Annotated in this window: 14 protein-coding genes and 2 pseudogenes; 12 read left to right on the top strand and 4 right to left on the bottom strand. The window is 65.5% G+C overall.

What is annotated here, in order from left to right:
• The first annotated feature begins 16 nt into the window (after positions 1-16).
• The 3 genes from FDZ84_RS34015 (at position 17) to FDZ84_RS34005 (ending at position 3,413) form a co-directional block, all read left to right on the top strand.
• Positions 17-1,246: an IS256 family transposase gene (locus FDZ84_RS34015; protein WP_168590287.1), complete on the top strand. Its 1,230-nt coding sequence runs from the start codon at positions 17-19 to the stop codon at positions 1,244-1,246.
• 59 nt (positions 1,247-1,305) lie between these two features.
• On the top strand, positions 1,306-1,878 hold the full coding sequence (locus FDZ84_RS34010) for an alkaline shock response membrane anchor protein AmaP (RefSeq protein WP_168589183.1): 573 nt from the start codon (positions 1,306-1,308) through the stop codon (positions 1,876-1,878).
• Between the two features lie 260 nt (positions 1,879-2,138).
• Positions 2,139-3,413 carry an ATP-binding protein gene (locus FDZ84_RS34005; protein WP_246869269.1) on the top strand — a complete coding sequence of 425 codons (1,275 nt, stop codon included), beginning with the start codon at positions 2,139-2,141 and terminating at the stop codon, positions 3,411-3,413.
• A gap of 418 nt (positions 3,414-3,831) precedes the next feature.
• Here the strand turns inward: FDZ84_RS34005 and FDZ84_RS41310 are convergent, their stop codons facing one another.
• Positions 3,832-4,164, bottom strand: coding sequence for a reverse transcriptase domain-containing protein (locus tag FDZ84_RS41310; RefSeq protein ID WP_210435296.1), 333 nt, complete (start codon positions 4,162-4,164; stop codon positions 3,832-3,834).
• A 195-nt stretch (positions 4,165-4,359) separates the two neighbouring features.
• On the opposite strand from FDZ84_RS41310, the gene FDZ84_RS33995 reads away from it, so the two are divergent.
• From FDZ84_RS33995 to FDZ84_RS40280, 4 genes are all read left to right on the top strand, one after another.
• A complete protein-coding gene (locus tag FDZ84_RS33995; RefSeq protein ID WP_168589181.1) occupies positions 4,360-5,862 on the top strand; it encodes an NCS1 family nucleobase:cation symporter-1 in 1,503 nt (500 codons plus the stop codon).
• 486 nt (positions 5,863-6,348) lie between these two features.
• Positions 6,349-7,746: a dihydropyrimidinase gene (gene hydA, locus FDZ84_RS33990; RefSeq protein ID WP_168589180.1), complete on the top strand. Its 1,398-nt coding sequence runs from the start codon at positions 6,349-6,351 to the stop codon at positions 7,744-7,746.
• A gap of 2 nt (positions 7,747-7,748) precedes the next feature.
• Entirely contained in the window at positions 7,749-8,402 is a 654-nt protein-coding gene (locus FDZ84_RS33985) for an aspartate/glutamate racemase family protein (protein WP_256413616.1), read from the top strand.
• A gap of 104 nt (positions 8,403-8,506) precedes the next feature.
• Entirely contained in the window at positions 8,507-8,638 is a 132-nt protein-coding gene (locus FDZ84_RS40280) for a hypothetical protein (protein ID WP_256413615.1), read from the top strand.
• A 179-nt stretch (positions 8,639-8,817) separates the two neighbouring features.
• Here the strand turns inward: FDZ84_RS40280 and FDZ84_RS33980 are convergent, their stop codons facing one another.
• Positions 8,818-9,606, bottom strand: coding sequence for a GntR family transcriptional regulator (locus FDZ84_RS33980; protein ID WP_168589178.1), 789 nt, complete (start codon positions 9,604-9,606; stop codon positions 8,818-8,820).
• 419 nt (positions 9,607-10,025) lie between these two features.
• Here FDZ84_RS33980 and FDZ84_RS41305 point away from each other — a divergent pair.
• Together FDZ84_RS41305 and FDZ84_RS41300 are read left to right on the top strand one after the other, a co-directional pair.
• Positions 10,026-10,502, top strand: a pseudogene (locus FDZ84_RS41305) (transposase); the annotation flags it as partial.
• Positions 10,503-10,539: 37 nt separating this feature from the next.
• Positions 10,540-10,698: pseudogene (locus FDZ84_RS41300) on the top strand (hypothetical protein); the annotation flags it as partial.
• 7 nt (positions 10,699-10,705) lie between these two features.
• On the opposite strand, the gene FDZ84_RS41295 reads toward FDZ84_RS41300, so the two are convergent.
• Positions 10,706-10,966, bottom strand: coding sequence for a hypothetical protein (locus tag FDZ84_RS41295; RefSeq protein ID WP_210435295.1), 261 nt, complete (start codon positions 10,964-10,966; stop codon positions 10,706-10,708).
• A gap of 508 nt (positions 10,967-11,474) precedes the next feature.
• On the opposite strand from FDZ84_RS41295, the gene FDZ84_RS33965 reads away from it, so the two are divergent.
• The 3 genes from FDZ84_RS33965 to FDZ84_RS33955 are packed head-to-tail and all read left to right on the top strand — an operon-like array spanning position 11,475 to position 15,672.
• Positions 11,475-13,052, top strand: a complete 1,578-nt coding sequence (locus FDZ84_RS33965) for an amidohydrolase family protein (protein WP_168589176.1) — start codon at positions 11,475-11,477, stop codon at positions 13,050-13,052.
• A gap of 1 nt (position 13,053) precedes the next feature.
• Complete coding sequence (locus tag FDZ84_RS33960) at positions 13,054-14,205, top strand: YgeY family selenium metabolism-linked hydrolase (RefSeq protein ID WP_168589175.1); 1,152 nt, start codon at positions 13,054-13,056, stop codon at positions 14,203-14,205.
• Between the two features lie 27 nt (positions 14,206-14,232).
• The gene (locus FDZ84_RS33955; protein WP_168589174.1) at positions 14,233-15,672 is read left to right on the top strand and encodes a sodium:solute symporter family protein; all 1,440 of its coding nucleotides are present in this window, start codon (positions 14,233-14,235) and stop codon (positions 15,670-15,672) included.
• 5 nt (positions 15,673-15,677) lie between these two features.
• Here the strand turns inward: FDZ84_RS33955 and FDZ84_RS33950 are convergent, their stop codons facing one another.
• Complete coding sequence (locus FDZ84_RS33950) at positions 15,678-15,893, bottom strand: hypothetical protein (RefSeq protein WP_168589173.1); 216 nt, start codon at positions 15,891-15,893, stop codon at positions 15,678-15,680.
• Positions 15,894-15,918 lie beyond the last annotated feature (25 nt).

Here is a 15,918-nt window from a genome sequence, read left to right as displayed (position 1 = left end):
GGCAGACCTGGCGGTGATGGATGAGCAGATCCAGCAGCTGGCCGATCGGGCCCGTGCCGAAGGGCTGCGGCTGACTGGTGAGGGTGGGCTGCTGGGCCGGCTGACCAAGCTGGTCACCGAGGCCGCGCTAGCCGGCGAGATGGATGATCATCTCGGCTACGGCAAGCACGACCCGGTCGGCCGCGACGGCGGCAACTCGCGTAACGGCACACGGGCCAAGACGGTGCTGACCGAGGCCGGTCCGGTGGGAATCAGCGTGCCGCGGGATCGCGACGGGAGTTTCGAGCCGGCGATCGTGAAGAAGCGGCAGCGCCGCCTGTCCGGGGTGGACGATTTGGTGATCTCGTTGTCCGCCAAGGGGTTGACACACGGCGAGATCTCGGCTCACCTGGCCGAGATCTACGGGGCCGAGGTGTCCAAGCAGACGATCTCCACGATCACCGACCGGGTGATGGACGGGATGGCCGAGTGGCAGAACCGGCCGTTGGACCCGGTCTATCCGGTGATCTTCATCGACTGCATTCACGTCAAGATCCGCGAGGGTAACGTGGCCAACCGGCCGATCTACGTCGCGCTCGCGGTGACCGTGGACGGCACCCGCGACGTCCTTGGGCTGTGGGCCGGCGAGCACGGCGACGGGGAGGGCGCCAAGTACTGGCTGCGGGTGTTATCCGAGATCAAGAACAGGGGTACCGCCGACTGCTGCATCGTGGTCTGCGACGGGCTGAAGGGCCTGCCTGAGGCCATCGCGCAGGTGTGGCCGCAGACGATCGTGCAGACGTGCATCGTTCACTTGCTGCGCAACAGTTTCCGTTATGCCTCCCGTAAGGACTGGAGCGCGATCGCCAAGGACCTCAAGCCGGTCTACACCGCACCCAGCGAGCAGGCGGCGCTGGACCGGTTCGCCGAGTTCAGCGAGAAGTGGGAGTCCCGGTACCCGGCGATCGTGCGGCTGTGGACCAACGCGTGGGCGGAGTTCGTGCCGTTTTTGCAGTTCGACACCGAGATCCGCACGATCATCTGCACGACCAACGCCATCGAGAGCATCAACGCGCGCATCCGCCGCGCGGTGAACGCTCGCGGCCACTTCCCCAGCGAGCAGGCTGCCTTGAAGTGCGTCTATCTCGCAATCATGAGTCTTGATCCCACCGGGACGGGCCGCAAGCGCTGGTCCAACCGCTGGAAGAAGGCCCTCAACGCCTTCGAGATCACCTTCGACGGACGCCTGTCCGCCGGACGCCGATAAAACCGAAAACAACAGTTACACCGAAAACTTGACAGCCCCTCCACGGAAAGGGGCAGCTGATGGCCAGCCCCAACCGGCCCGCTCGTCTCAACCGCATCCTGCTGGTGCTTGTTGGTGTTGTGCTGCTGGCCGGCGGCGTGTGCATCCTGGCCAGCGCATTGGGTGCGATGCCACTGCTGGCTCCCGAGGCTCCGGTTGTTTCCACCGTGCCACCGCTGGCGGGGTGGGTGCCGTGGGTGGTCGCCGTCGTGGCGGTGATCGTGGGGCTGTTGTGTCTGCGCTGGCTGCTGGCCCAGACTCTGCGCCGCGCGAAAACCGGCACCTGGCAGCTGAGCCAGAACCCCCGCAAAGGTCAGACCCGCCTCGACACCGATACCGCTGCCGCACCGCTGGTCGAGGAGATCGAGACCTACCCCGGGATACACCGGGCCCGGGCCCGCCTGGCCGGCACCCGCGCTCACCCGGTGCTGCACCTGGCAGTGGTCACCGAGGACCGCGCCGACATTCGCCAGGTGCGCCACCGCATCGACGCCGAAGCCATCCCGCGGATGCGTCAAGCCCTCGAACTCGAGCACCTCGCCTCCGACCTGCTGCTGCGCCTGGGCGCCGCCCACAGCGCCCGCACCCACTGAAACGGACGACCGGACCGGACCCGGCCCGTTGACCAAAGCACTGCGCGCTTCCCAGTGATCGTGGGCCCAACCAAGAAGTGTTGCGCCGCAGCTTGGGGATCACGCAATGGATGTCATCCGCAGCGGGCCTCGGGGAGAGCTCATCGTCGGGATGGCGGGTGCCTATTAGGCGACAGGTAGAGCCGAGAGAATCGGGGTGTAATCGCGACGAGGGCGAGGCGTGTCGCAGGGGAATGGTGGTGAGAGGGGTAGCGATGAGGATGTGGCGGTTGCGGGAGTTTCATGATGAGGACCTGGACCAGGCGATCCGGGTGTGGGATCAGAGCCGGAAGTCCGACGAGCCGTCTCCGGTGTTTTCGGTTTCGGAGGTGATGGCGGCGGCCCGAGCCGGCCAGCCCGTAGTAGTGGCGGTAGTTGGCGACGAACTGGTCGGCATGGCCGTGGCGCAGGCTCAGGGCGAACGGGCGTGGGTGCTGCTAGTGGCACTGGCTGCCCGCTGGCGCAATCGGGGCATTGGGAGTGCGCTGCTCACCGAGCTGGAGCGGCGGCTACGGGGGCTAGGGGTGCGACGCGTCGGCGCGCTGTTGCCCGCCGACGCCACCGGGACGAAGGCGCTGGTCAACTCGGGATACCAGCCTCGCGCTGGTTTTACCTACTACGAGAAGGTCGAGCCCCATGGCGCTGCCGATGCCGTCCTGCTGACCGAGCTCGGTGGCCAGGTTTTACCGGCTGACATGTGGGACGCGGTGGCCGGGATGGTGCGGGAGAAACAGATCATCGAGAGGCGGATCGTGCTGCCGCTGGCGCAACCGGCAATGGCCGAGCGGTACGGTGTGCTCCCGCCCAAGGCGGCGATCCTGTTCGGGCCGCCGGGCACCGGCAAGACCAGCTTCGCTAAGGCGGTGGCCTCCCGGTTGGGCTGGCCGTTCGTCGAGCTGTTCCCGTCCCGGCTGGCCACCGATGCCCCTGGTGGCCTTGCGGCATCGTTGCGCGAGGAGTTTGCCGAGCTGGCCGAACTGGAGGCGGTGCTGCTGTTCATCGATGAGGTCGAGGAGATCGCCGGCACTCGTTCCGGGATGGCTGTCGATCCCGGGCACGGGGTGACCAACGAACTGCTCAAGCTGATCCCGAGCTTCCGCGAGCATGACGACCGGCTGCTGATCTGCTCCACCAACTCGGTGCGTTCCCTGGACACGGCGTTTTTGCGCCCCGGCCGGTTCGATTACGTCCTCCCGATCGGCCCACCGGATCCGGACGCGCGCTCCGCGATCTGGTCCCGTTACCTCGGCACTGCAGCCGAGGCCATCGACGTATCCCGTTTGGTGGAGGCAAGCGAGATGTTCACCCCCGCGGATATCGAGCTGGCCGCTCGCAAGGGTGGTCAGGCAGCGTTCGAACGCGAAATGCAGTACCGCCAAGGCGAGCCTGCTACCACCGATGACTACCTCAGCGCCATCGCCGACACCCGCCCCACTCTCACCCGGCAGGCCCTTTCCGACTTCGAAGAAGACATCGAGCACTACGCCCGGCTGTGAGGGGCGGCCCGCTATCCATCGCGTACAGGTTGGGATTCATGATCGGGCGTCCAACTTGTACGGACGGCTCAAGGCAAAGGCAAGATCACTGTGTGTTGCGCCCCGCAACTTGGAGTGACACGACGGGGAGTGTTCGTGTGCGGTCCCTGCTGATCCATTCGGTTGTCCGGCGGATGTCGTTGTGTCCAGTTATGCGAAGCATCGATATTGCGGTATTCCGTAATGTTGCCAGGCGGGGTCAAACGGTCGTAGCGACGCTGGATAAAATCTTGGTAGCGTCGATTGATGGGAATGGTGGATGAGCCGGCACGGCCCTACCTTTAAGTCGTCTTCTCTGGGACGAAAACGATCTTACCCGGTTGGGGTCGTTGGTCTATTTTGAGGTGATCACCCGCTGCCTGAATAACGCTCCGAGCCGTCAAACTCGCTGCCCGCAACGCCTACGGCTTCCGCAACCCGAGAACCAACGCCTACGCACACGCAGCGTCACCAGCAAAGTGACCGTGCCCGGGCCGTGCCCGGCTAAATTCGAAGCCCCAGAAAATTTGTGGTCGATCTTGTCGAACGCGGATTTCAGGTCTGCATCCAGCGCCCATTCACGTTGCGTGTTCTTGACTGCGATAACGCGGTGGATCATCTCGATCGCGTCATGACATCCGCGCGGATCGGGACTGAACCCGTATTGTTCTGGGTCCAGACGTGCTTCCCACTCGGGTTTCAGCGCGTTTACGCACCCGTGGTTGCTGGGCACGATCGGCGATGACCATGCCAGGCCTTAACCGAGATAACTATTGACACATGTCCTACAAGTGAGGATGCTGTCGGCCAGGGCAGACGGTGCCGTCTGGCTAGCTATGCAGAACAGTTCAGTGCAGGTCGGACGGGCATCACTCCGGCCGAGGACCGCCCGAGGATGGATATGACCTACCAGACTTCACCTACAACAGTGCCCGACGCCGGCACCGACCCCCGCCTGACCAACCCGGACCTCCTCCAGACTGCGGTCAGCGAGCGACGGTGGGGGGCGTGGAACTTCGCCTCCCTCTGGATGGGCATGGTGCACAGCGCCTTCGGCTTCGCCGTCATCGGCGGCATGATCGCTACCGGGATGTCCGCGTGGCAGGCACTGGCCGTCGTGTTCGTCGCGAACTTGCTGCAAATGGTGTTGATGGCGCTCACGGGAAGGGTCGGTTCTAGGTATGGCATCCCCTTCGCAGTGTGGGCGCGCTCTGCTTTCGGCGTCTTCGGCGCCAATATCCCAGCGCTGCTGCGTGGGGTCGTGGCCGTCGGGTGGTTCGGCGTCCAGTCCTACCTGGGCGCAACCGCGATCAACGTGCTGGTGGGAGCCACGTTCCCTGGCTGGCGGGACTGGGACACCGTGTTCGCGGGTGTGGCAGCGAATCTCTGGGTCTCGATGATCGCCTACTGGGCCATCAACCTGCTGCTGATCCGGCACGGTATGGAGACGATCAGGCGGTTCGAGGGCTGGGCGGGCCCGCTCGTCTTCATCGTGATGGTTCCCCTGGTGATCTGGGCGCTGGCCAACATGGACGGCCTTGGTCCGGTCTTCGAGAACTCCAGCCGCTTCGAGTCTACGGGTCAGTTCCTGTGGCAAGGCTTCCTTCCGGGGGTCGCGCTGTTCATCTCCGCCAGCTGGGCGACCATGGTGCTGAATCTGCCCGACCTGACCCGGTTCGCACGCTCTAACCGCGCGCAGGTAACTGGGCTCTTCTACGGGCTGCCGGTCGCGACTCTGGTCTTCTACGGCATGGCGTCGATCATCGTTTCGGGGACACAAGCCGTCACCGGAAAGGTGCTGTGGAATCCCGCGGACGTGCTGGTGGCGATCGGCAACCCGGTAATCACCATCGTCGGCGCAATTTGCATCGCGATCGCCACGATGTCGGTGAATCTCGCAGCGAATCTCGTGTCACCGGCCTACGACTTCACGAACCTGCTGCCCAAGGTTTTCACCTTCAAACGGGCGGCCTTGGTGAGCATCGTGCTCGCGTTCGTGTACATGCCGTGGAAGTTGATGGAGAACCCCAACACGCTGTTCTCGGTGCTGAACAACGTGGGCGCGGTGATCGGCCCTGCGACTGGGATCCTGATCGCCGACTACTACATCGTGCGGCGGGGACGCCTCGATGTGTCCGCCCTGTACCGCTCGCACTCAGTGTACTGGGGGTACGGCGGCTACAACGTGTGGTCGCTCGCCGCTCTGGTCGTCGGTACCGGTTTCTGCCTGCTGGGGCAGTGGGTAGACGCGATCCACTGGGCCTACGAATACGCTTCCGTGCTCGGCATCGCCCTTGGCTTCGTCCTGTACCTGGCGCTAATGCCGTTGGCCAGGCGTAGTTCGATCGGCGCGTCCTTCGCGCCCATCGGCGAGCTTGGCGAGGAGAACAACGAGGTGCTGAAGGCTACGCCGTCGGCGGACCGGGTCTAGCCCGAGTTTCCGGCTTTCGAAACTGATTGTCTCGTTTCCGTTGCGGCGCTTAGGTTTTGGGCCGGTCGACCGTATTACCCAATACGACAGCGAGTAGGATCCTGGACGGCTTTGAGCGGTGTCCGGCTTCCTCGGCCTCACGCCGTTGACCTGCGGGTGCGCCGTCGCGCCTGTCGGGCGAGTTGGGAAATACACCGGGGATCATGAAACATGCCTGCTGACCAGCGGAGACGGCGAGGTTGATCAAGAAAAGCCGGAAGCTCCGGCTAGAGGTGGCTGGTGTCGAACGGCCTCATTAATTCATCGCAAGACCGATCCGGACAAATCACGCAGGGCTGAGATCGCCATAGGCGGCCGGAAAGACAGTCGCCGACCGAATCAGCCCTGAGCCTCGAAGTCCGAGGCGCTTGCTTGACACTTCCCGAAAAACACCAGCCCCCTAAGCCCGTGTCCGATGCCGATCATGGGTTGTGAGGAAGGAGAACTATGCGCACCCTGCTTCGCGGCGGCACCGTCGTAACGGCGACCGACCAGCTCCGCGCGGACGTCCTTGTCGAGGACCGTCGGATCCTGGCGCTCCAGCAGGACCTCGAGGCGACGGCAGACCAGGAGTTCGACGTGTCCGGCACTCTGGTGCTGCCAGGTCTCGTCGACAGCCACACCCATCTCGCCATGCCGACCATGGGAACGGTGACCGCCGACGACTTCGCCTCCGGCACCGAGGCGGCGGCCGCCGGGGGGACGACGACGATCATTGACTTCGCCCTGCAGACCGACGGCTCACTGCGTCGCGGGCTCGCCGCCTGGGAGGAGCGCGCCGACGGAATGGCGCACATCGACTACGGGTTCCACCTGGCGATCACCGAGGCCACCCCGGACGCCATCGCGGAAATGGCCGACGTGGTGGCCGACGGAGTGACGTCCTTCAAGATCTTCATGGCCTTCAAGGGCTCATTCATGGCCGACGACGAGCAGCTGCTCCGGGTGCTCCGGCGCACAAGGGAGACCGGTGGCCTAGTCCAGGTCCATGCCGAGAACGGCGACGCCATCGAGGTCAATATCACCGAGGCGCTCGCCCGCGGGGAGACCTCGCCGTTCGCGCACGCGACTACCCGGCCGACCAGCACCGAACAGGAGGCGACTGCGCGGGCGGTGCACTTGGCGCGGTGGGCCAAGCGCCCGATCTTCGTCGTCCATGTCTCGAGCGCCGACGCGGCCCGCGAGATCCAGGCAGCACGGGACGAGGGCGTACCGGTCTATGGGGAGACGTGCACCCATTACCTGACCTTGACCGAGGACGAGCTCGCCCGCCCGGGGTTCGAGGGGGCCAAGTATGTCTGCTCGCCGCCGCTGCGCTCCCACGCCGACCATGAGGTGCTGTGGTCGGCGCTGCGACAGCGCGCGCTGCAGATCTGCACCACAGACCACTGCCCCTTCACCTTCTGCGGGCAGAAGCAACTCGGCGAAGACGACTTCTCGAAGATCCCGAACGGCCTGCCGACGATCGAGCACCGGCTGCCGTTACTGTTCCAGCACGGGGTCCGCGCCGGTCGGCTGTCGGTGTCGGACCTCGTCGCGGTGGCGTCCACCAACCCGGCTCGGATGTTCGGACTGGAGCGCAAGGGCGCGATCGCTCCGGGCTTCGACGCCGACATCGTCGTCCTCGATCCCGAGAAGTCGCTGACGATCAATGCGCAGGCCCAGCACATGGCGGTCGACTACACGCCCTTCGAGGGATGGGAGTGCCGCGGGGCCGCGGCGCTGGTGTTCAGTCGGGGCGAGCTGATCTTCGACGGGACCGAGGTACTGAGCCAGCCCGGCCGCGGGGAGTACGTGCCGCGGTCGTTCGGCGACTTCGGCCCCGGCGAGATCACCAGGCTCTAGTCGTGAAGATCCTGTGCATCAATCCGAACTCCAGCGCGTCGATGACCGGCATGGTCGCCGAGCTCGCCCGTCGCGCGGCGGGCCCCTGCACCGAGTTAACGGCCGTGAACCCGGCAGCCGGGCCACCCGCGATTCAGACCATCGAGGACGAGCGCGATGCCACCCGTCAAGTTCTCGCCCACCTGAAGGGGTGGCGGATCGACGACTTCGACGCGGCGATCCTCGCGTGCTTCGGAGATCCCGGTCTGGACGAATTGCGGGCGGCCACCACAACGCCCGTGGTGGGCATCGCCGAGGCAGCGATGATGGTCGCCTCGACGCGAGGACGCACCTTCTCGATTGTCGCCGCCCTGGAGTCCGCGGTCCCGATCATGACGTCACTCGCCGGCAAATACGGCGTAGGCCCGCGGCTGGCAAGCGTGAGAGCTGTCGGCATCAGCGTCCTCGATCTCGCCCGCGGGACCGACGAGGCCACCGCGGTTATCTCAGAAGTTGCAAGGGCCGCCGTCACCGAGGACGGGGCGGAGGCGGTCTGCCTCGGCTGCGCGTCGTTGGGCCCCCGCGCGAACGCAGTTGCCGCGGCCACAGGCGTGCCCGCGCTTGACGGGGTGACCTGCGCAGTCAAGGTCATCGAGGCTAGCGGACCCCTGCGGTGACGGCCTCCCAGCACGCGTTCGACAACACAGGAGGAGTGCCGTGCAAGCGTCGTTGTTGATTACCGCCGCAGGCGTGATCAGGCCCACGGACCGTCGATGTGGCGGTGGGCGACGGTGTCATCGCCCTGGTGGAGGCGGCAGGTGAGCGGGTTAATGGCACCGGCAAGGTGCTGCTGCCCGGCTTCATCGACTTGCACGCGTACTCCGCACCGCGCTCGTTCGACGACGCATTCTGAGCGGCAAGGTCGGCCAAGGCTCCACCACCGATCCGGGCTTCGGTCCCGAGTGCGCCCACACGGTCGATGAGTGCATCGCGGTCAGTGAGGTAGCGGCGGGTGTCCGGGGGTACCAGGCGCCCCTGCACGCCCTCCTCGTCGGCGCCTGACACGAACGGGGTCCCCAACAGGCTCGCCGATCACGGCTCGCGTCGGCGTCGCAACTGCAACGTGAAGGACGCGGGCGCCAGCCACGTCTCGCTGCGGTTGACCAGTTTCCCCAGTGTGTCGCGGGTGAGCTCGCTCAGCTGTAGCAGTGGAGCGCCGTCGGGCACATTGAGCTGCTGGCACAGCGCGGCGTCGGCGGCCACGGCAGTCACCGTGCAGTCGGAGTATTCCGCGAGGCCGTGGAGGAGGAGCAGGTCGAGAACCGAACCGTCGAAGCCAGCACGGATCGCCTCCAGCGGGAGGACCGCCTCCGGGACGTAGTCCACGATCAGGGCGACCCGGGCGTCGCCGATCCGCTTGGTACGGCTGATCTTGGTGACCAGAGCGGCGCCGAACATCTCAGCGAGCGGCTCCTTGGCCGGCGAGGCGATGCGGGTGATCTCTAGGTCGTCAGTGTGGATCTTCTGGCCCGCCAGGGTCGCATAGGTGTCGAACGAGGAGAGCCGGTCGATCCCGGATTTGATCGTCTCGGGGCGGGGCAGGACCGTCGAACCGGAGCCGCGCACGATCCGGATGTAGCCCTGGTCCTTCAGGCTCTGCAATGCCGTCCGGATAGTGACCCGAGAGGCGCCGAACATCTTGGTCAGCTCCGCCTCGGACGGCAGCCGGTCCCCGGGCTCGAACCGGTTGGACAGTATGAACTCGTGGAGCATGGCGTCGCGGATCTCATCCTGGAGCGGCCGCCGAGCGCGTATGCGAGCGATGTCGTCGCCCTGCCGCACCTCACCGCTCCCGGCCATCGAGCCTCTTGTCGTCGGCATCCCATCTCCTCCACATCGATCAGTAATTACCGTACCCAAGAATCGAGCTGTAGTCATTTGGCAGTTGTCCTACTAAACTCCTGTTATGATCCGTGGAGGAGTCTCGATGTCGTCACGCGGCTGGTCCCAAACTTCGGGTCGACAAGCGTGTGGTGGGAGCCCTCGACGGCAGCTGCCAGCAACACAGGGGCGGTCTCCCACCCGGCAGACGGCGCTTGACCTCGCCGTATGACACCGACGCCCGCTGGGGAGTCAAACGGGACACCTTCTGGACAAGGTGCACATCAGTGAGACCTGCCAGGCTCCTGAGTCCGCGGGCGCCCCCGGCCACCGCGCCCGGTCACCGCCCGGGTGCGGCACCGAGGCCGAATCTGATCACGAACGTCGCCACGACCGACGCCACCGTCCCCGACAGCGCGATGCTCCCACCGATCCACCAAGCCCTGAGGAAACGGGGCCTGCTCCCCGACGAGCACTACCTCGATTCCGGCTACCCCTCCGCTGAACTGATCGTGGGATCCCTGGATGCCTTCGGCATCGCCCTGATCACCCCCGTGCTGCTTGATCACTCCCGTCAGGCCAGAGCTGAACAGGGTTTCGCCGCACCGGACTTCACCATCGACTGGCAAGCCCGGCAGGTGACCTGCCCAGCTGGGCAGACCAGCTCGTCGTGGACCCCTTGTGTCCAATACGGGTCTGCACGGACGGTGGTCACGTTCTCCAAGGCCGTTTGCGGTCCCTGCCCGGTCCGGACACGGTGCACCACCGCGAAAAGCGGCCGTCGCCAGATCTCCTTACATCCCAGGGAGATGACCGAGGCCCTGCGTAGCGCCCGCGCCGAGCAGCAGACCAAGGACTGGCGCAGGGACTACGCGCTACGCGCGGGCGTCGAAGGCACGTGTTCGCTAGGCAACGGCCGTCACCGGACTCCGCCGCACCCGCTACCGGGGCCTGGCCAAGACCCATCTCGAACACGTCTACTCCGCCGCCGCACTCAACCTGATCCGCCTTGATGCTTGGTGGAACGGCCACCCACTCGACCGAACCCGCACCAGCCACCTCGCCCGCCTCGAACTCGCCCTCGCAGCATGATCAGGAATTAACCACCAGGGTCGCCGTGCAGGATGCCGACGAGTCGGTTGGACAGCTGGCGTAAGGCGGCGTGATGGTTCATGCCGCAGTCGCGGAGTTCGTCGCAGTAGGCGCGGGCGCCGGGCGAGGTGCGGAGGGCACAGAAGGCCTGTTGGTGCAGCGCGTCGACGAGCCGGTCCTTGTGCTGGCAGCGTCGGATCGATGCCGGTGACCACGCCTGTGATGATCGACTGCGGATCCCTGTTGTCCTGGTCGGCACTTGCTGCATCGTGGTCGCCCCTGCCGATCGCGGCTGGCGATGATCCGTTCCTGGCCGCAGGAAGTGCATCGCTTTGGTTGCGGACCGCAAGCCGAGCAGTACCAGTCCTGGCCACGACGCTGCAGAGTGTGCAGGTGTATGCCGCACTGGGCGCAGACTGGCGGCGAGATGCTCACCGCGCCAGCCTTGCGCAGCGCGATCAGCAAGTCTGCGACAACCCGTGGGCCTGGGGCACGGCCATCGGTCAGCACGATCGGTTGGAGTGACAACTATTGACAGATGTCATACAGGTATTGCAGGCTGCAGAGCACCCGGCGCCGGGCTCATCCAGGCGAACCGAGGAGGATTCGCCATGACGCACCGTGGACAGATATGGAGTCCACGGGGAGCGAGCGTTCAGGCCGACGGCATCAGTGTGCTGGAGCTCGCCACCGATCAGGACGGAAGCGCGGATGTGATCGCGGACGTGGCCACAGGCGCAGCAGATCAAGATACTTCGAAGGTGTGAGGAATTCCCATGCAAGCTGCACTGCTCATCACGCAGGCCGAAGTGGCCGACGAGACCGGCGTCCGGACCGCAGACGTCGCTGTTGAGAACGGCGTCATCACCGCCGTCGCGCCCTGCTTACCTGTCGAGTCCGCACGGGAACGGGTGGCGGGAACCGGCCTGCTGCTGATGCCGGGCTTCATCGACCTGCACGCACACTCCGCCCTACGACCGTTCGACGACCCGTTGCTGGCCGCCAAGGTCGGTCAGGGGTTCACGACCGAGTTGATCTGCCCGGACGGGCTGGGGCCCGCTCCGCTGACCGACGCCACGCGGGCAGGGCGCGAACAGTACCTACAAGGTCTCGAGCCGAGCGTCGCCGCGCACTGGGACTGGCAGGGTATGGACCAATTTCTCGCTGCGGTTGGCGCGGCGCGCCCATCGGCGAGCATCGTCTCCTGCGTCCCGCACAGCGCGGTCCGCGAATGCGTTATGGGTGCGGCCAATCGCAAGCCGGACGCCAGGGAGATGACGGCCATGCGAGACCTGGTGGAGAGTTCCCTGGCCGCGGGATGTCGTGCCGTCTCGTTCGGGATGATCTACGCTCCCGGCCTCTACGCTGACACAGAAGAGCTGATCGGGATAGCGGAGGCGGCGGCGAAGTTCGACGTACCGCTGGTGCCGCACGTGCGCAACGAAGCGGCCGGAATTATCGACTCGATCGCCGAGTTTGTACGCGTCGCCGAGCTCACCGGCGCCGCGCTGCATGTGTCGCACGTGAAGCTCGTCGGTGTCCCGCACCTGCTCGCGCAGCTGATCGATTTGCTCAGCTCCGCGCAGAAACGCATCCGGCTCACCTTCGATCAGTACCCCTACGGCGCGGGCAGCACGATTCTTTCGGTGTTGCTGCCGCCGTACGCGTTCGACGGCGGGCCGGCCGCGGTGCTGGAGCGGGTTCGCGATAAGGGCGAACGTGACCGAATGGCGCGGGACATGCACGCCGGACTCCCCAATTGGGAAAACCTTTTCGCCGCCTGCGGTCCGGAGAACATCATTGTCACCCAGGCCGCGGCGCCGCGCGACGGCGATGTTGGCAAGACCGTGGCACAGATCGCCGAAGAGACGGATGCCGATCCCGCTTTCGTGGTGATGGATCTGCTCTCCGACACCGGGCTCGACGTGGCAATGATCGACCACTACTCGGAGGAGGAGGTAGTCAAGGAGATCTTCGTGCGGTCCGGCGCACTGGTCGGCTCGGACGGGGTCTTCAACCCGCACCCGCATCCCCGGCTGTACGGCACGGCGCCGAAGGTGCTCGGGAGGTTTGCCTTGCGGGACAAGATGATCACGGTTCCGGAGGCGGTCACCCGGCTGTCCGCGGGTCCGGCGAGACTCCTCGGCTTGGACGATCGCGGCGTCATCGCCGAGGGCCGGCGGGCGGATCTGGTGCTGCTCGATCCCGCGCGCTACGTCGACAACGCCACGTACGAACAGCCGCACCAGACCCCAGAGGGCGTCGAGTTGGTCACCATCGGCGGCACCCCGGTCTGGCGTCACGGCCGCCACACGGGTGCGCGCCCAGGCGTGGTCCACGGGGCGGTGAGTTGACATGGATACCGCACGAATGCGGGAGTTCCTACTGCGGCTGCTGGCGGCGCGCAGCTACGCCACCCAGGAGGCGGCCGCAGCGCGGGTGCTCAGCGACGAGCTCGCTGCGGTTGGTTTCGTCGTCGACACCGATGACTGGGGAAACGTCATCGGTACGCTCCGGCTCGGCGACGGCCCCACCGTGCTGCTCGACGCCCATCTGGACACCGTCGAGGTCACTGATCCTGAGCAGTGGCAACACAATCCGTGGGGAGAGGTGGTCGACGGCATCGTCTACGGTCGCGGCACGATCGATATGAAAGGTGCGCTCGCCGCCGCCGTGCATGGGGCGGCCTCGCTGCACGCCGAGCGGCGCGGCACGATCGTGATCGCCGGGTCGGTATGCGAGGAACTGGTTGAGGGTCCTGCGCTGAGCCGGGTGATCGAGCAGGTGCACCCGGACGCCGTGATCATCTGCGAGCCGTCGGCGAATCGGCTCATGCTGGGGCAGCGCGGACGTGCCGAGATCGAGGTCGAGGTTCACGGCAGGATCGGTCACTCGGCCTACCCTGAGTCCGGGGTCAACGCTGCCGAGGTGATGGCCGACGTCATGACCGCAGTTCGGCAATTGCGGTTCGGCGAGCACCCCGACCTCGGTCCCGGCATGATCGCGCTCACCAATCTCAAGTCGTTTCCCTACCCGAATGTGTCGATGGTGCCAGACCGGTGCACCGCCACCTACGACCGCCGCACGATCCTCGGCGAGTGCGACGCCGACGTGTTGAAACCGATCCGTGAGCTGGCGGAGCCGATCGCGGCCGCCGCTGGTGCACAGGTCGACGTCCGCATTGCCATGGCGGAATTCACGACGTACCAAGGGATTCTGGTTCGGACCGCCTCATTCGCCCCTGCGTGGCGGGCGGATGCGGCGTCGTGGCCCGCGCGGGACGCACTCGCGAGGTTGGCGAAGGCCGGATTGGACCCGACCCCTGGATACTACAAGTTCTGCACCAACGGATCCGCGAGTGCAGGCAGATGGGAAATTCCCACGCTCGGGTTCGGTCCCGGCGATCCCGACCGCGCGCACACGGTCGACGAATCCATCACTATCGACGACCTGAACCGCGCCGCACGCGGTTATTCCGTTCTACTCGAAGCAATTCTCACAGCCTGATCGGCGTTAATCAAAAAGGGATATGGCATGAACCTGATCGCGATTATAGTGGCGGTCTATCTGGCCGTTATGATCGGCATCGGCCTCTATGCGAAAACCCGGGTCAAGAGCAGTGCCGATTATCACCTCGCCGGGCGTAGACTCGGCGTGATGATGATGGCCGGAACCTTGGCCGCTACCGAGATCGGCGGAGGTAGCACCGTCGGTGTCGCTAGCAAGGCGTACGGCGACTGGGGCCTGTCCGCCGGGTGGTACGTCGTCGCCGCGGGCATCGGAATCTTGCTGGTTTCCTTCGTGGCACCGGCGATGCGGCGCAGCATGGCGGTCACCGTACCGGAGGTGATCGGCCGACGTTACGGCGCAGCCAGCCAGTCGATCACCGCCGTCCTCGGCAGTGTCGCGCTGGTCGCCCTCGCCGCAGTCCAGATCACGGCAACAGCCACCATCGTGTCGACCCTCGGCGGTGTGAATCTGGAGTGGGCTATCCTCGCGACCGGCGTTGCGGTGGTCATCTACACCTGGATAGGTGGAATGTGGAGCGTCACGCTCACCGATTTCGTCCAGTTCTTCCTCATCGTCGGTGGTTTCGCCATCTCCGTACCGATTGCCATGCATAACGCCGGCGGTTGGGAATCCATCGTGTCGCGGCTGCCCGAAGACCAGCTCGGATTTACCAAGATCGGGATCCCAACAATTATCGGTCTTGTCATTCTGTACTTCATGACGTTTTCCACCGGGCAGGAAGCGGTACAACGCTACTACTCGGCGCGGACACCACGCGTCGCCGTGCTTGGCTCCTTGCTGTGTGGGGGCCTGATGACGCTCTACGCCTTCATCCCGGCTGTGCTCGGGCTGATCGCGCTGGCGGTGTATCCAAATATCGACGAGAACAACGCGCTGTCGACGGTCGCCATCGGCCTGCTGCCGCCGGTCGTCGCCGGATTGCTGCTCAGCGCGGTGATCTCCGCGACGCTGTCCAGCGCGAGCGGCAACATGCTCGGGTCGTCGACCATCTTCATCAAGGACCTGCTGCCGAAGCTCGGCGGGAGGGTGACTGAGGAGAACGAGCTCAAGTTCAGCCGCATCGGGGTGCTAGCGGTCGGTGTTCTGGCGACAGTGATCTCGCTGTGGAGCCAGGCGATCATTCCGCTGCTGATCTTCGCTTTCACGATGCGTTCGACGGGGCCCTTCTGCGCTTTCATCGCGGGCCTGATTATGCGGAAGACCAGCCGGCTCGCCGGCCTCGTGTCCATCATCATCGGTACGGTTGCTGGATTCGTGTGGCAGATCGCGGGAGAGCCCCTCGGCATCGCGTCGATCATTTTCGGCAGCGTTTGCGGTGTGGTGTCGTTCTGGGTGATCCACGTGATCGATGCGCGGCGCGGCCGACTGGTGGGTGACGCCGACGGTTCCGCTGCGTCAGCAGCAGCGCAGCGGGACGAGCAGACAAGCGAGGCGTTGCAGTAACCTGCTCAACTCTCGCGGCGGCGACGCAGCTGGAAGGTGAACGAATCGGGCAGCAGCCACGCTTCACTGCGGTTGATGATCTTGCCCACGGTGTCCCGAGTCAGCTCGCTGAGCTGGAGCAGTGGCGTGCCTGCCGGGCAGCGGAGTCGCTTGAGCACGTCGCCGACGGCCGACACCGAAGTCAGCGTGCAGTCGGAGTACTCGGCGAGATCCGGAACCATCGACCGCCTTCCGTGGTGACAGGGT

The sequence above is a fragment of the Saccharopolyspora sp. ASAGF58 genome (genome assembly GCF_012277335.1).
Taxonomy (GTDB): Bacteria; Actinomycetota; Actinomycetes; order Mycobacteriales; family Pseudonocardiaceae; genus Saccharopolyspora; species Saccharopolyspora hattusasensis.
Note: the sequence above shows the minus strand (reverse complement) of the source record. Positions and strands in the feature narration are given on the sequence as shown.

Bases quoted from the DNA above. Each gene is read 5' to 3' on its own strand.
- FDZ84_RS41295 (WP_210435295.1), bottom strand. From the start codon at position 10,966: ATGCAGCAAGTGCCGACCAGGACAACAGGGATCCGCAGTCGATCATCA.
- FDZ84_RS33960 (WP_168589175.1), top strand. From the start codon at position 13,054: ATGGATACCGCACGAATGCGGGAGTTCCTACTGCGGCTGCTGGCGGCG.
- FDZ84_RS33950 (WP_168589173.1), bottom strand. From the start codon at position 15,893: ATGGTTCCGGATCTCGCCGAGTACTCCGACTGCACGCTGACTTCGGTG.
- FDZ84_RS34005 (WP_246869269.1), top strand. From the start codon at position 2,139: ATGTGGCGGTTGCGGGAGTTTCATGATGAGGACCTGGACCAGGCGATC.
- hydA (WP_168589180.1), top strand. From the start codon at position 6,349: ATGCGCACCCTGCTTCGCGGCGGCACCGTCGTAACGGCGACCGACCAG.
- FDZ84_RS34015 (WP_168590287.1), top strand. From the start codon at position 17: ATGGATGAGCAGATCCAGCAGCTGGCCGATCGGGCCCGTGCCGAAGGG.
- FDZ84_RS33955 (WP_168589174.1), top strand. From the start codon at position 14,233: ATGAACCTGATCGCGATTATAGTGGCGGTCTATCTGGCCGTTATGATC.
- FDZ84_RS33965 (WP_168589176.1), top strand. From the start codon at position 11,475: ATGCAAGCTGCACTGCTCATCACGCAGGCCGAAGTGGCCGACGAGACC.
- FDZ84_RS33980 (WP_168589178.1), bottom strand. From the start codon at position 9,606: ATGCCGACGACAAGAGGCTCGATGGCCGGGAGCGGTGAGGTGCGGCAG.
- FDZ84_RS34010 (WP_168589183.1), top strand. From the start codon at position 1,306: ATGGCCAGCCCCAACCGGCCCGCTCGTCTCAACCGCATCCTGCTGGTG.